Source organism: Nocardiopsis valliformis DSM 45023 (assembly GCF_000340985.1).
Taxonomy (GTDB): domain Bacteria; phylum Actinomycetota; class Actinomycetes; order Streptosporangiales; family Streptosporangiaceae; genus Nocardiopsis; species Nocardiopsis exhalans.
In genome coordinates, this window is the sequence record NZ_ANAZ01000005.1 from 109768 (window position 1) to 123241 (window position 13474).

Consider the following 13474-nt stretch of genomic DNA (forward strand, 5'->3'; position numbering starts at 1 on the left):
AGGTTCCTGTTCTCACGCCGTTCACCGTGCCGACCTTCACAGTGTGGTGGGCATCGGGCCGCCGTTCCACTCGACCGTGTCCGTCAGGGAACGGACCAGGTCCAGGGGTTCCCCGGCCAGGTCCGCCATGGCGCGGTGGAGGTTCATGACGATCCGTTCGGCGTCCGCCCAGCCCGCGAACTCCCCGAGGCCGGTGCTGCGCGCGCACTCCAGAGGGGTGCGGCCCGCGCGGACGGCTTCTCCGGCGGTCTGCAGCACGAACCGGTAGTAGCGCTCGTGGGCGGCCAGGACTCCGTCCAGTTCGCTGCCGGTCAGGACCGGGCCGTGGCCGGGCACCACGTGGTCCGGGGCGAAGGAGCGCACCCACTCCAGGGAGCGCAGCGCCCCGTCGAGCGAGCCCATGAGCACCAGCGGAGTCAGCCCGTGGAAGAGCAGGTCACCGGTGAACAGGACCCGCTCCCCGGGCAGCCAGGCCACCACGTCACCGGGGGTGTGCGCGGTGTACCCCGGGTGGTGCAGGTCCACCCGGCGCCCGCCCAGGTGGAGGGTGAGTTCGCGGTCCAGGGTGAGGGACGGGAGCCTGCGGGTGACCGCGCCCCAGTCGGGGACGGGCTCCCAGACCGGAGGCGGGTTCTCGAACAGGGGGTCCGCGCTGAGCGCCTCGCGCATGGCGGTCTGGCCGATCAGCACGGCGGTGTCGGGGAGCACGCTGTTGCCGTAGGTGTGGTCGCCGTGCTGGTGGGTGTTGACCGCCCAGCGGATCGGTGCGCCTGCCGTGGCGGTGCCGAGCGCGTCCAGGAAGCGGCGGGTGCGGGTCTCGGTCGCGCAGGTGTCCACCACCAGCACCCCGTCCTCACCGGCCACGGCACCCGCGTTGTTGACCCACCAGGTGCCGTCGGGCTGCACCCACGCGTACACCCCGTCGACGATCTCGCTCAACGCCCCGGCCCGTGGCCCGGTCGGTGCGGCCTTTCCCATCGCGGTTTCCTCGCTCACTGTGATCGCCTGTGCCCGATGCGGCAGTAGCCTAGCCCGAGGCCCTGGCGGGAAAGGGCGCTCCACTCGATTTCACTGGTCCAGCAGAGAAAGCATGCACCCGTCCCCAGCGGCTTCGGGAGGTATCAGGGGCCCGACGACCGCCACCACCCGGGCCCACGGCGCCACCTTCACCTTCTGCGCGGCTCGGCCCGGACACCGTCCAGGTATTGGTGCCCCTGACCAGGACCGGCCTGTGGAAAACCGGACTTCGATCACTGCGGGGTGCTAACGTCCCGGACATGGACACCCCCCGATACCTCACGGTTCTCCGCGAGAGCGGGACTCTCCTCGCCGACGCGGCCGAGGACAGACCCCACGCACACGTACCCACCTGTCCCGAGTGGAACGTCGCCGACCTCGTCTGGCATGTCGGCGAGACCCATCACTTCTGGAGATCGATCGCCACCGGAGAGATCAAGGACCCCGACGACGGCTACGTGCAGCCGGAGCGGCCCAAGGACGAGGACCTCCTGCCCTGGTACCGGGAAGGCCTGGCCGAAACGCTCACCGTACTCACCGAGCTCGATCCCGAGGAGCCCCGCTGGACCTGGGCTCCGCAGAAGGACGGCGCGTTCATCCAGAGACGGATGGCCCACGAGACCGCCGTGCACGCCTGGGACGTGCTCAACGCGATCGGCAGCCGTGCGCCCTTACCCGCCGACGTGGCCGCCGACGGGGTGGACGAGTTCCTCTCCTTCTTCCTGGGCCTGGCCGAGATGCTGGGCCTGCCCCGGGAGTCGGTCGGACCGGTCGGGACGGTGCTGTTGAGCGCGACCGACACCGGACACGTCTGGTCGGTGGACCACACCGGTCAGCACTGGCGGGTCAGCCGCAGCGAGACACGGGCCAGTACCGCGGTCGAGGGGACCGCATCCGACCTGCTGCTCGCTCTGTGGCGGCGGATCGGCACCGAAGGCCTCAGTATCACGGGTGACGAGGAGGCCTTCGCGCGCTTCCTCAGAGCCGCCGAAACCGAGTAACCGGCCCGACCCGGGGGAGGGTGCGACAGGCTGGTCAGGTTTCGACAAGACAGAATGCCCGCGGTGAGGGAAGCACCAGGAGACGGGAGCACCTGGGGCAGGAGCGCTGGGGAGAGGCACGCGCCGGTCATGAGGTCCCGCGAACCCCGGCGGTCAGCGGTCGAGGAAGTCCGCGACCGTCCGCACGAAGAAATCCGGGTCGTCCAGCCAGGGGAAGTGGCCGCCGCCCGGCTGCACCGCCAACTCGCCGTCGGCGAACAACTCCGCGATCTGAGCACCCACCCTGGGAATCGGAGCGCTGTCCAGCTCGCCCGCCACCACCAGTACACGGACATCCCACGACTTGGCGATCGCGCGGGCCCCGTCCGGATCGAAGGCGTCCCAGGGCGAGAACAGCCCGGCCGCTTCCCGGTTGGTCTGGGCCACGTCACCGGCCGCGTGCTCGCGGGCGGCCTCGTCCCAGCGTCCGTAGAAGAACGGCATCATCGCGTCCCAGTCCGCGTCCGAGTCCGACCCGGCCATCAGGTTCTGGTACGCCTGGAACGCCTCCTCGTACCAGGGCTCCTCCACCCGCAGGGCGGCCCGCTCGTCGCGGTGCTCGCGGGTGAACTCCACCCCGAGGGGGCGGGCGCGGGCGGTCACCAGGGTGAGGGTTCGGACGCGGTCCGGGTGCGCGAGCGCGTACAGCAGCCCCAGGTCACCGGAGGCGGAGTGGGCGAGTAGGTCCACTCGGTCCAGACCCAGGTGTACGCGCAGGGCCTCGATATCGCCGACCTGCCGGTCGCAGCGGTAGCTGGCCGGGTCCGCGGGTTCGGCGGAGTCACCGGTACCGCGCAGGTCGAGCAGGAACAATCGGCGTCGGCTCGACAGCCCGCCGAGGTCACCCAGGTAGACGGAGGCGCGCATGGGGCCGCCGGGCAGACAGAGCAGGGGTTCGCCCCGGCCTTCGATGCGGTAAGCGAGTTCGGTCCCGTCCGGGGCGGTGAAAGTCGGCATGGCGAGATCCTTGCCCCACCGGGTTCGGTGGGGCAAGTGGTTTGTCCACGTTGGTCCGGCCGCCTCACCAGTCCCATCAGGTCCCGTAGCCACTCTGGTCCTACCGGGCAGAGCGGTCTCAGCCCTTGTCGAGAGGGACGAACACCTTCAGCGCGGCCGGGCGCTTGCGGAAGGCCATCGTCGGCGACCCTTCCATGACCTCGCCGTCCACCGCGAGCAGCCGCGGCTCCTCCGGGATGGCCAGTGCCAGAGACTCGGTCAGCCGTTCGGTGTAGCCGCCACCGGACACCGCTCGGCCGAACAGCACGTCCGCCAGGGCCCGCAGCCGGGGGAACGGCGACCTCGCGCACAGCACTCGCACGTCCAGCTGTCCGTCGTCCAGGGCTTCTCGCAGTCCCGGAACCCGCGCGTGTGTCCGGTACCGGCAGTTGCCCACGAACGCCCACCACACCTTGGCCGGGCGGCCGTCCACCAGCGCCGGGGTGGGCTTGACCTCGCGCAGGTCCCGCCAGAGCGCCAGCGCGAACGCGGGCCACTTGCCGATCCGGCCGGTCCACCGGTCGCGTCGCTCCACCATGCGCGGGTACGAGCCGAACGACGCCGTGTTCAGGAAGATGTTCCCGTCCACCTCGCCCACGTCCACCCGGGCCAGCCGGCGGTCGGCGAAGGCGCGTAGCGCGATCTCCACCGAGGTCAGCCCCAGGGTGCGGGCGAAGTTGTTCAGGGTGCCGTCCGGCAGTACCAGCAGCGGCCGGTCGTGTGCCAGCGCCGCCGTGGCCCCGGCGTTGACGGTTCCGTCACCGCCCGCCACCGCGAGGACCTCGCAGTCGCGCGCCGCCTTGTCCATCACCTCGGGCAGGTCGTCGTCGGCGGACAGCGGCACGATCCGTGCCCGGGGCAGCTGGCGGGCCACCCGGGTGGTGGTGTCGGCGGTGGTCAGGGTGGGCACCCCGGTGTCACCGCCGCGCGGGTTGACCACCACGGTCACCCCGGCGCCCTCGGGGTCCACGGCTGCCTCCCCGGCGGGGATGGTGTTCGCACCAAAGACGAGTTCGGGCCGGGGCGGGATGAGCGCGCGGGCCAGCAGGGCCGCCCCGGCGCCTACGGCCAGTCCGCCGAGTACGTCGCCCGGGTAGTGGACGCCGCTGTGCACTCGGGAGAAGCCCACCGCGCCCGCCATCGCGGACACCAGGACGGAGAGCGGTAGCGGGGCGTCGGCCGCGACCCCGCCCGCGTAGCCGGTCGCGGCGGCGGTGTGCCCGGAGGGGAAGGAGGAGCTGAGGTAGGAACGGTAGGGGAAGCGGGCCTCGGGCACCGCCGAACTGTCCGGTCGGGGGCGCCGTGCCAGGTACTTGATCCCGGTGGCGGCGATGTTGGCGATCCCCGCGGCGGCGATCGCCCGCAGCGCGGTGCGGCGCAGGCGGGGCCCGCCGGTGACCGCGAGCGTGGCCGAGACCAGGACCCACGGCGCCATGTTGTCTGTGCTCTGCACGAACTTGGGCGTGTACCCGTCCAGGACGGGTGTGCCCACCCGGGTCACCCGGTCGTAGACGCGCTTGTCGATCCGTTGGAGCCGCTGGAGCAGTCGCATGGGGCCAGCCTGGTGGTAACCGGGTGAGTTGTCCATAAGGCTCGCTTCGGCCCGGGCGAGGACGCGGTCCGAGCCCGGCTGGAGGTGGTCGACGCGGTCGCCTTCGAGCAGCACACCCGTCTGGTCCTGGAGTTCACCAACCAGAGCGAGGCCGATACCCGGTTCGACCCGGAGACCGGAACCGCCTACCAGGAGCTCCGCCTCGGCGACCCCGACGGTGACCCCGACGGTGATTCGGTCCCCCTGAGCACCTTCCCCTGGCCCACGGTCCAGGGCAACCACCTCCTGCCGGAGGGGCGGATCCACCTGACCGCTCCGCCCGGTCCCAGTACCTCTGCGCCAGGCACTCGGGACGCACTGTTATCTTCGCGGGCACGCGAAGAGTGGGATTTCATCAGAAGGCGGGACACAAGTGAACAGAGAGTCCGAAGGCGGTGCGTGGTACGACTTCAGGCGCATCCGGTCGGCGGGGCGCGGGATGGTGCTGGGAGGCGCGCTCCTCGTTCTGGCCGTGCTTCTGCTGGACTTCTACGAAGCCTTCCGGCCGCTCCGGGTGCCGGAAGAGCTGGTGACCGGCCTGCCCTGGCTCCTGCTCCCTGCCGTGATCATCCTCCTCGTGGGGTTCGTCAGTTACCTGGAGGAACCCGGGGCTTCGGTGACCCCCGAAGAGTTTAGGGACGCCGAGGTTCTCGAGCAGGAACAGACCACCAAGGCCTCGGTAGAGGCCAGGATCCTCGAAGAGCACGATTCCACCGGGAAACCCGTCGGCTGGTGGCCGGTCCTCTGGGCGGTCTTCATCGCACTGGTCATGACCGTGCCCCTGGTCATCTTCTTCCCCACCGAACTGTTCGCCTGGACGGCGGAGGAACCACGGGACCACACGCCCTCGGCCTTCGGCGTCGCCATGCTGCTGGGCTACGCGGCCATGGCCCTCGGCGCCTGGGCCCTGGCAGCGGTTCAGCGTCCGGCCCGGCGCCGGGACAACCGCTCGTTCCGCGTTCCCTTCGTCGCGGCCATGGTGTTGGTGCTCTTCCTGTGGGTCCCGGCGGCGCTGACGACCAACCACCAGGAGGTGATCCACACGATCGCCGAACCGGGCGAGCCCGCCCTGGTCCCAGGAACGGTCACCGAAACCGCGTGGACCTGGGAGGCGCCAGAGGATGACGGTTACCGGCGGGTCGTGGCGGGTGCCCGTGGCCCGGTGATCGTGTTCGAGGACGGAATGACCTCGCTGGACGGTGCGACCGGCGAGGAGCTGTGGACCTACCGGCACTCTCACGGGCTCTGGGACAGAGCGGGCGTCATCGACGGTGGTGAGCGGGCGTTCGTGGAGTACCGGCACTACACCTGGTTCGATTCCGAGAGGAGGGTGGTGCTGCTGGACACCGTCACCGGCGAGATCATCAGTGACTTCAGCATGCCTGCTGGGGATGTCGTCCACGGGTCCACCGTTCAGATCCGGAAAGTCAAGGGCCGCCCAGACGAAGGGCAGCCTGCCTTCTTCGTATACGGGGTCGGGTCCGGTGAGCTCCTCTGGGAGTACAAACCCGAGGGGGAGACCGGGCAGGCCTGCCGACACGAGGACGTGTTTCCCCATCTTGGCCACGTTCTCCTCACCCAGGTCTGTGTGGCGGAGGAAGTGGAGGACGAAGTCCTGTGGGATTTCTGGTTGCGTGAGGAGCACGAGGAGGAACTGGCCGGGGTGCAGGTCGATACCTCCGTCATCGCGCTGGACTCTCTGAGCGGCGATCCGGTATGGGAACGCACCTGGACCGTTGACGTCCTTGACCGGTACGCGTACCCCGCGCACATGGCCCTGGGCGGAGCGCCGATGACTGAAGGGGCACGAAATTCCCTCAGGGTTCTCCTGGGACAAGGGGATCCCGACTACGTGATCGACCCGGCCACGGGAGAGGACGTCGCCGAACCGGCGGCCCACAGGGACCACATGGCCTCCGACACCTCGGTGGTGGTGCACGTACAGCCCCGGTCCGTGACCGGAGATGAACCGCTGATGTTCCGGGAAACGGCTGAGGCGGACGGTGGCGGGGTACTGGAGGCCGAGGTGCCGTCCTACAGCAAGTACACGAGCCAAGCGCTGAGGGGCAGCCTGCTCACTCTCCAACGGGAAGAAGCCTCGGCGGATCCCTTCCTGCTGGTCACCCCGATCGAGGAGGACACCGAGCCCTGGGAGGTCTCCATCGGGCCGGTGCCGGACGGCTGGGTCGACTCCGTGGAGATGCTGCCGACCCCCGGCGCGGTCGTGGTTCGGTTCGATGAAGGAGAGACCTTGTACGGCTTGGTGCCCTGACCGGAACCTGCCTGGGAGCTGAGGGAACCGGGCTTCGGAAGAGGCGACACGTTCTCTGAAGCGGTGTGGCTTTCGCATGTCCGCGTCTCCTCGGGGCATTCCGATAGGGGCGTGGTCCGGCGCCCTCCCTGCGTGCTCAGCTCTGTCGTGTCGGCTGAGGCCCTGCCTCCCGGCCGAGAGGATGCCCGGGGTTCGGAGGGTGTGTGACCGTCCCTGGCCAGGGCCCTGCCCGCGGCCCCCGGGGGCGAGCACGGGGCTCGGCGCCCAGGAAACGGCGATACTCGGGTCTGGCAGGTCTCAGGACTAGGAGCTTTGGCAGGCTCCGGGCTCCGCGTGCTGGGCTCTCCACGGGCTGGGCTCCGTGACCGGGGAGAGGGACGGCTCAGGGGCGACGGCTGGGGAAGAGTCGTCGCCCCCGCGTGCCGTCGCCCGGGTGGCCCTGCTGTGGTTCACCTGTCGCATATTCCGTGTCTGCGGCTTGAGTCGTGTCCGCCGCGCTGGTTGCGCGGGTACCGCTCGAACCGTTCAGGGGCCCGGGGTGCCCACTGGGGTGTATTTAGGTTAGCCTATCCTTGTTTTGCTTGTGGTGGGTGGGTTTTCCGTAACCGAACCCCACTTTCTCTCCAGTACCGGCCCTGTCCCACCGCCAGCGCCCCGCCCCCTTCCTCCCCGAAAGGACTCCCGTGCGGAACACCCCTGGCAGGCAGGCCCGTGACGGCCTCGTCCGGGCCGGGCTCGCCGCCGCCGGGGTCGGCCTGGTCCTGGGCGTCGCCCACCTCCAGAACGCCGACGCCCCCGCCGAAGCCGCCGAACCCGGCCCCGAACCCACGCGCTTCCCCTCGCCTGACCCCTCCGAGGAGCCCGAACAGGTCTTCTACGGCGACTACAACGACGGCGAGTACACCGCACCGGGCTCCTACATCGCGCACGGCGCACCCAACGAGCTCACCGTAACCGTCACCCTGGAGGACAACGCCGTCGCCGGGGTCGAGGTGGTCGGCGCCGCTGAGAGCGGCAACTCCAAGCGCTTCCAGGAGCAGTTCGCCGAGAAGATCCCCGAACTGGTGGTCGGCGTGCCCCTGGACGAGATCGAGGTCGGCAAGGTCTCCGGGTCCTCCCTCACCGGTGACGGCTTCATGGAGGCCCTCAACCAGATCCGGGACGATGCCAAGCTCTGAACAGCGGAGCGGTTCCAGCCGCCTGCCCGGACCCGCTCGACCGTTGGCCGCCCGGCCGTACGGCTGGGACCTGACCGCCATCGGTGCCCGGTGGCGGATCGACACCCCTGAACCGCCCGCCCCCGAACTCACCGCGGCGGTGGCCGCCCTGGTCGCCGACTTCGACCGCGCCTACTCGCGCTTTCGCCCGGACTCCCTGGTCACCCGGTTGGCCCAGACCGGCGGACCGGTGACCTTTCCCGACAGCGTCGTCGGGCTTCTCGACCTCTACGAAACCCTCTTCCACGTCACCGGTGGCGCCGTGAACCCGCTGGTCGGCGCATCCCTGGCCCGGCTCGGCGACGACGCCGACCACACTCTGCGCCAGCACGGGGAGCCGCTCCCCGCACCAGCCCTGGAACGGCTCCGGCGCGAGAACACCACCCTGACCCTGGCCCCTGACAACACGTCTTCGGGAGCCACCGAACCCGCCGACGTCGTGCTGGACTTCGGGGCCGCTGGCAAGGGCTGGCTGGTGGACGAGGTCATCGCGCTGCTGGCCGAACACGGGGTCAGCGGAGCGGTGGTCGACGCCAGCGGTGACCTGCGTGCCCACGGGGCACCGCTCAGGGTCGCCCTCGAACACCCCTGGGATCCCGCCCAGGCGATCGGGATCGTCGAGGTCCGGGACCGGGCGATCGCCGCCTCGGCCACCAACCGCCGCCGGTGGGGCGAGGGTCTGCACCACGTCCTGGACGCCCGCACCGGGGAACCGGTCGAGCGGACCACCGCGACCTGGGCGGTCGCCGACACCGCTGCCCTCGCCGACGGGCTGGCCACCGCCCTGTTCCACACGGAGCCCGAGGAGCTCGCGGCCCGCACCGGCATCCGGTTCGGGCACGTCCGCGTGCTCACCGACGGAACCCTCCAACACGCCCCCGGGCCCCCGGCCACGGAGTCCGACACCCCCGAACACCCCGCACCCACCTGGGAGATCTTCCGATGAGACGCCTGCTGGCCCCGTTCACCGGGCAGGTGACGATGCACCGGCTGGTGTCGGTCGCCCTGGGCTCGATCGCCCTGGCCGCGCTGGTCCAGTCCGCACTCGGCGTCCTCGCCTTCGACCTTGCCGAGGTGACCGTCTCGCTCGCGGTGTCCATGGGCGCGGCCCTGCTCACCGGGTGGCTGGTGCCCAAGGCGCTCGGCGTGCGCCCGCACCTGGAGTCGTCGCTGGTCACCGGATTGATCCTGTTCCTCGTCCTGTGGCCGGAGAGCAGCCTGACCGGGCTGCTCGCGCTCGCGGTGGCCGCCTCACTGGCCACCCTCTCCAAGTACGTGCTGACCTGGCGCGGCAGACACGTCCTCAACCCGGCGGCGTTCGCACTCGTGGTGGTCGGCGTCGCCGGGATCGCCTCCCCGTCCTGGTGGGCGGGGTCCGCGAGCCTGCTGCCGCTGGTGGCGGTCGCCGGTTACCTGGTGGTGCGCCGCCTGGGGGTGTTCTCCTTCGTCGGAGTGTTCCTACTGGTCAGCGGTGGCATCAACCTGTACACGACCGCGGCCTCCGGCATACCCGTGGTCGAGGCGGCGTGGACGGTGCTGGCCTCCTCACCGATGCTGTTCCTGGCGGCGTTCATGCTCACCGAACCGCTCACCACTCCGCCCCGCTGGTGGCAGCGGGTCGCGGTGGCCGCCACCGTGGGTGTCCTGGACGGGGTCGTCTTCACCTTCGGCCCGGTCTACTCCTCGCCGGAGCTGGCCCTGCTCGCGGGCAACCTGCTGGCCTTCGCGTTCGGGCAGCGCCACGGCGTCCGCCTGCGCCTGCTCAGCCGACACGAACCCGCTCCGGGCACCGTCGAGCTGGTCCTGTCCGCCTCCCGGCCGCTGCGCTTCGAGGCGGGCCAGTACCTCGAGCTCTCCCTGCCGCACGCCCGCCCCGACTCCCGGGGCACCCGCAGGATGTTCAGCATCGCCTCACCGCCCGGCAACCCCGACGAGATCTCCCTGGCCATGCGTCTGCCGGAAAACCCGAGCAGCTTCAAACGGGCGGTCACCGCCCTCGAACCCGGCCAGGAGCTGCACGCCACCGGGATCAGCGGCGACTTCGTCCTGCCCTCGGACCCGGCCGCCCCCGTCCTGATGGTGGCGGGCGGAATCGGGGTCACCCCCTTCGCCTCGATGGCCGCCGAACAGCCCGGCCGCGACGCCGTGCTCGTGCACTGCGTCAACGATCCCGCCGACCTCACCCACACCGAGGTCTTCAGCAAGGCCGGAACCCGGGTGGTCATCGTCTGCCCGGATCCCCGGGCCGGGCAGACCGCCTCAGCCGCCGCAACCACCTCGGCAGCCTCGACCTCCCCGGGTACACAGGCCTCCTGGGCCTCCGCGAGTACTCGGACCGCCTCAGCCGCCTTGAATCTTCTGGAGGGCCTCCCCGAGAACGCCGTCTACGGCGGGCCGCACCTGGCCACTGCCCTCGGCGAACACGTTCCCGACCTCGCCGAGCGCACCGCCTACGTGGCGGGCTCCCCGGCCATGGTCACCGCCACCCGCCGCACCCTGCGCCTGCTCGGGGCCCGGAGGGTGAGGGTCGACGCCTTCAGCGGTTACTGAGTCCACGGATGAGCGGGCCCGCCACCCCGGTGGCCAGGACAGGACACGCCCCTTCCAACAGGACCGGTGCTGGTGGCCGGTTCCGGCCCTGTGCACAACGTTTCGGAGGGGTCTCGGAAGAGTAGGTTCCAGGGCGTTCCCCCCTTTCGGAAAGGCGCCCATGTCCACCACCGAGACCCCCGACCAGATCCACGTCGTGGTCCTGCACTCCGAGCAGCCGCTCACCGTCGACCTCGCCGAGCTCCACCCCGACTGCCGGGTCACCGTCCTCACCGATGGCGTCCCGAACGCCGTCAGCGAGGGGACCGAAGCTCCGGACGTCGTGTCCATGCCGCGCTCCGAGTGGGCCGACCAGCTCGCCCGGTGGGCCAGGGGCGGGGAGGTCGACGTGGTGAGCAGGGACGAGAGCCTTCAGGACGTGTGCGCCGAACTCCGCTCCGGACTCGGGCTGCCCCTGAACCCCACGGTCCGCACAGGTCACGCGGCCCCCGCTGACCGCTGAACCCTGGCCCCTCTCGAAGCCCGCAGGTCCCTCCTGACCGCTTGCTCCACCGCTGCTAGGTTGTCGATCGCACAACGGACAGTCGGCAATCAGGCACGCAAAGCGTCCCCACGCGGTCGAAGCGGGAACCTGGGTCGGAGGCGAAGCGAGGAGCGGATCGGGTGGACGGCACGGAGAGTGAGGGCGACCCCGAGCGCACGGGGCATCTGGAGAGCGGAGGCGGGGCACAGGGCGGTGTTCAGACGGACACCGGGCCCCCACAGCCCCCACACCCCCGGCAGCCCTGGCGTGATGCACTCGCCTGGGCCGCGGCAGGCCTTTTCGCGGGCGCCCTTGTGCTCTGCCTGTTCGGCCTGGCCCGGCACCTGGGCCTCTTCGGAGCCGAACTCGTCGGTGAGATTCCCGAGTCAGCCCTCACGTACTGGATCCTGCTGGCGATGGTCGCGGTGGCCGGTCTGGTCCTCCCGCACACCTCCCTGACCGTCCTGGAAGACGAACAGGACCAGGGGGACGCCACGGATGCCCCAGCCGCCCCGGACGCGCAGGATGCCCCAGCTGTCTCATCCGCCCCGGACACCCCATCCACCTCAGCCGCCCCGGAAGCTCAGGAAGCAACGCGCTCCTTCCCCCGGGCGCACACGGTGCTGCTGTCCGTCAGCAGCGGGATCCTGGTCTTCCTCGTCGTGTGGCTCTTCCCCCGCTACCCCCTGACCCCCGCCTCGGGCCGAGCGGTGTCCTCCGAGACGGAGGTCCTGCTGTGGGCCTGCCTCGTGGCGCTGTTCCTGGGCGGACTCCTCTCGCTCGCGGCCCAGCGCCCGCCCCGACGCCCCTTCCTGTCGCTTGTCTCCCTGCCCTGCTTCACCGCTGCGGCACTGGCCGTGGTCGTGGCCGCGACGGTGCTCGGATCGGTCACCCACCCGGAAGTGGTCCACACGGTCGCAGCGGATGACCCGGGCGATCCGCCCTCCGTCCCCGGCAGCGTCAGCGCCAGAGGATGGACCTGGGCGCCCCCGCCCGGGGCGAGCATCTCAAGGGTCGCGGCGGGACCGCGCGGGCCGATCCTGCTGCTCGATGACGGATTCGTCGCCCTGGACGGGGCCACCGGCTCGGAACTGTGGACCTACCGTGAGCTCCACGAGACAGAGCTCGAAACGCGCCTTTTCGAGGGTGCCGCGCTCCTGACCCGCAGCACCGGGAACGGCGCCGCCACGGGCATGCTCCTGGATCCGGCGACCGGCGAGATCATCAGCGAACGGCCCGACCTGGAGGGTCTCCAGACGTATACGCCGACGGTCTCACTCCACGAGTACCTGAGCGATGACGGCACCGAGGGCATCGAGGTGCGGTCGCGCGAACCGGGGCTGACCGGCCCAGCCGACCCCCTGTGGAGCTTCGTCCCGCAGGAAACGGACCTGTTCTGCGAGTTCCAGCCAAGGGCGCGGCCGACAACCGATCCCGACACCGGTGACGGCCTGGTCGTGGCGGCCTACGCCTGTGTGGACCCGGGGGAGTTCGAGGAGAAGACCCTGGAGACCCTCGAACCCCAGCCGATCCGCGGCGACTATCACGGGATTCTCGCCCATGGTGGCTCGGTGGACTCTCTGGTCGCCACCGTCGCCGTCCTCGACCTCTCCACCGGGGAGGAGGTCTGGCGGCGGGACGATCCCGTCCTCCACTCCCAGCACCGCATCGACCTGAAGTCGGGCAGCCGTGCTCTCGCTACCGAAGGCGAGGTCCCCGCACTCGAGCTCTGGTCCGACTACGAGCTGTTCCTGCTCGACCCCCGGACCGGGGAACCCCAGGGCCACCCCGAGGAGGCACGGGACCGCCGCGGTCGCTTCGGCCCGGCCGTGGACCGCGTCCTTCGCGCGGACACCGGGGGAGCGGTCCTCCTCATGCGCGGTGACTACCACGGGAGTGACAGCCCTCGCGAGGTGCTCACCACCGACCCCGACGGCAAGGTCACCGCCCGGGTGACGATCGACGAGAGCGAGCTGGATCAGAGTCACCTGAACCAGGCGGTCGCTCTCGAGGACACGCTGCTGATCCCCTACATGGACGAGGAGACTCGCTTGACGTCGGTGTACGCCGCCCCACTGGCCGCCGGTGATTTCGGTGGGGAGTGGCTGGAGGTCGGATCACCCAGGTATTCCGCCTCCCGTAAGGAACACCGCCTGATCGCGGCCCCGGGGGCCGTGGTCTCCTACGTCACTGGTGACATCACCGAGGTCCACGGCCTGGTGCCCTGAGCACTTGGCGTCCCTCGGCCCTTTCCCGAACCCCGAACGA

The 13474-nt window shown here is 70.6% G+C and carries 10 protein-coding genes; 7 read left to right on the top strand and 3 right to left on the bottom strand.

All coding sequences use genetic code 11. The features are described 5' to 3' along the window. Positions 1 to 36: 36 nt before the first annotated feature. Complete coding sequence (locus tag D457_RS0107185) at positions 37 to 978, bottom strand: MBL fold metallo-hydrolase (RefSeq protein ID WP_026116421.1); 942 nt, start codon at positions 976 to 978, stop codon at positions 37 to 39. A 299-nt stretch (positions 979 to 1277) separates the two neighbouring features. Between D457_RS0107185 and D457_RS0107190 the strand changes: the two genes are divergently transcribed. Beyond that, on the top strand, positions 1278 to 2018 hold the full coding sequence (locus D457_RS0107190; protein ID WP_017579972.1) for a maleylpyruvate isomerase family mycothiol-dependent enzyme: 741 nt from the start codon (positions 1278 to 1280) through the stop codon (positions 2016 to 2018). 153 nt (positions 2019 to 2171) lie between these two features. Here D457_RS0107190 and D457_RS0107195 read toward each other — a convergent pair whose 3' ends face one another. Both D457_RS0107195 and D457_RS0107200 read right to left on the bottom strand, forming a co-directional pair. Beyond that, positions 2172 to 3014: an alpha/beta fold hydrolase gene (locus D457_RS0107195; RefSeq protein ID WP_017579973.1), complete on the bottom strand. Its 843-nt coding sequence runs from the start codon at positions 3012 to 3014 to the stop codon at positions 2172 to 2174. A gap of 118 nt (positions 3015 to 3132) precedes the next feature. Further along, a complete protein-coding gene (locus D457_RS0107200) occupies positions 3133 to 4605 on the bottom strand; it encodes a bifunctional phosphatase PAP2/diacylglycerol kinase family protein (protein WP_026116422.1) in 1473 nt (490 codons plus the stop codon). 412 nt (positions 4606 to 5017) lie between these two features. Here D457_RS0107200 and D457_RS0107205 point away from each other — a divergent pair, with 412 nt between their 5' ends. From D457_RS0107205 to D457_RS36120, 6 genes are all read left to right on the top strand, one after another. Further along, positions 5018 to 6916 carry a PQQ-binding-like beta-propeller repeat protein gene (locus tag D457_RS0107205; RefSeq protein WP_017579975.1) on the top strand — a complete coding sequence of 633 codons (1899 nt, stop codon included), beginning with the start codon at positions 5018 to 5020 and terminating at the stop codon, positions 6914 to 6916. A 683-nt stretch (positions 6917 to 7599) separates the two neighbouring features. After that, positions 7600 to 8094, top strand: coding sequence for an FMN-binding protein (locus D457_RS0107210; protein ID WP_017579976.1), 495 nt, complete (start codon positions 7600 to 7602; stop codon positions 8092 to 8094). Continuing rightward, entirely contained in the window at positions 8081 to 9079 is a 999-nt protein-coding gene (locus D457_RS0107215; RefSeq protein ID WP_152514163.1) for an FAD:protein FMN transferase, read from the top strand. The genes D457_RS0107210 and D457_RS0107215 overlap by 14 nt, the downstream gene beginning before the upstream one ends. Beyond that, the gene (locus D457_RS0107220) at positions 9076 to 10683 is read left to right on the top strand and encodes an FAD-dependent oxidoreductase (protein ID WP_017579978.1); all 1608 of its coding nucleotides are present in this window, start codon (positions 9076 to 9078) and stop codon (positions 10681 to 10683) included. Before D457_RS0107215 ends, D457_RS0107220 begins: the two co-directional genes overlap by 4 nt. Positions 10684 to 10843: 160 nt before the next feature. Then, complete coding sequence (locus tag D457_RS0107225) at positions 10844 to 11185, top strand: hypothetical protein (RefSeq protein ID WP_017579979.1); 342 nt, start codon at positions 10844 to 10846, stop codon at positions 11183 to 11185. Positions 11186 to 11346: 161 nt separating this feature from the next. After that, positions 11347 to 13434 (top strand): hypothetical protein, encoded by a 2088-nt coding sequence (locus D457_RS36120; protein WP_026116423.1) that lies wholly within the window; start codon positions 11347 to 11349, stop codon positions 13432 to 13434. The last annotated feature ends 40 nt before the right edge of the window (positions 13435 to 13474 follow it).

Bases quoted from the DNA above. Each gene is read 5' to 3' on its own strand.
- D457_RS0107185 (WP_026116421.1), bottom strand. From the start codon at position 978: ATGGGAAAGGCCGCACCGACCGGGCCACGGGCCGGGGCGTTGAGCGAG.
- D457_RS0107200 (WP_026116422.1), bottom strand. From the start codon at position 4,605: ATGCGACTGCTCCAGCGGCTCCAACGGATCGACAAGCGCGTCTACGAC.
- D457_RS0107220 (WP_017579978.1), top strand. From the start codon at position 9,076: ATGAGACGCCTGCTGGCCCCGTTCACCGGGCAGGTGACGATGCACCGG.
- D457_RS0107225 (WP_017579979.1), top strand. From the start codon at position 10,844: ATGTCCACCACCGAGACCCCCGACCAGATCCACGTCGTGGTCCTGCAC.
- D457_RS0107190 (WP_017579972.1), top strand. From the start codon at position 1,278: ATGGACACCCCCCGATACCTCACGGTTCTCCGCGAGAGCGGGACTCTC.
- D457_RS0107195 (WP_017579973.1), bottom strand. From the start codon at position 3,014: ATGCCGACTTTCACCGCCCCGGACGGGACCGAACTCGCTTACCGCATC.
- D457_RS0107215 (WP_152514163.1), top strand. From the start codon at position 8,081: ATGCCAAGCTCTGAACAGCGGAGCGGTTCCAGCCGCCTGCCCGGACCC.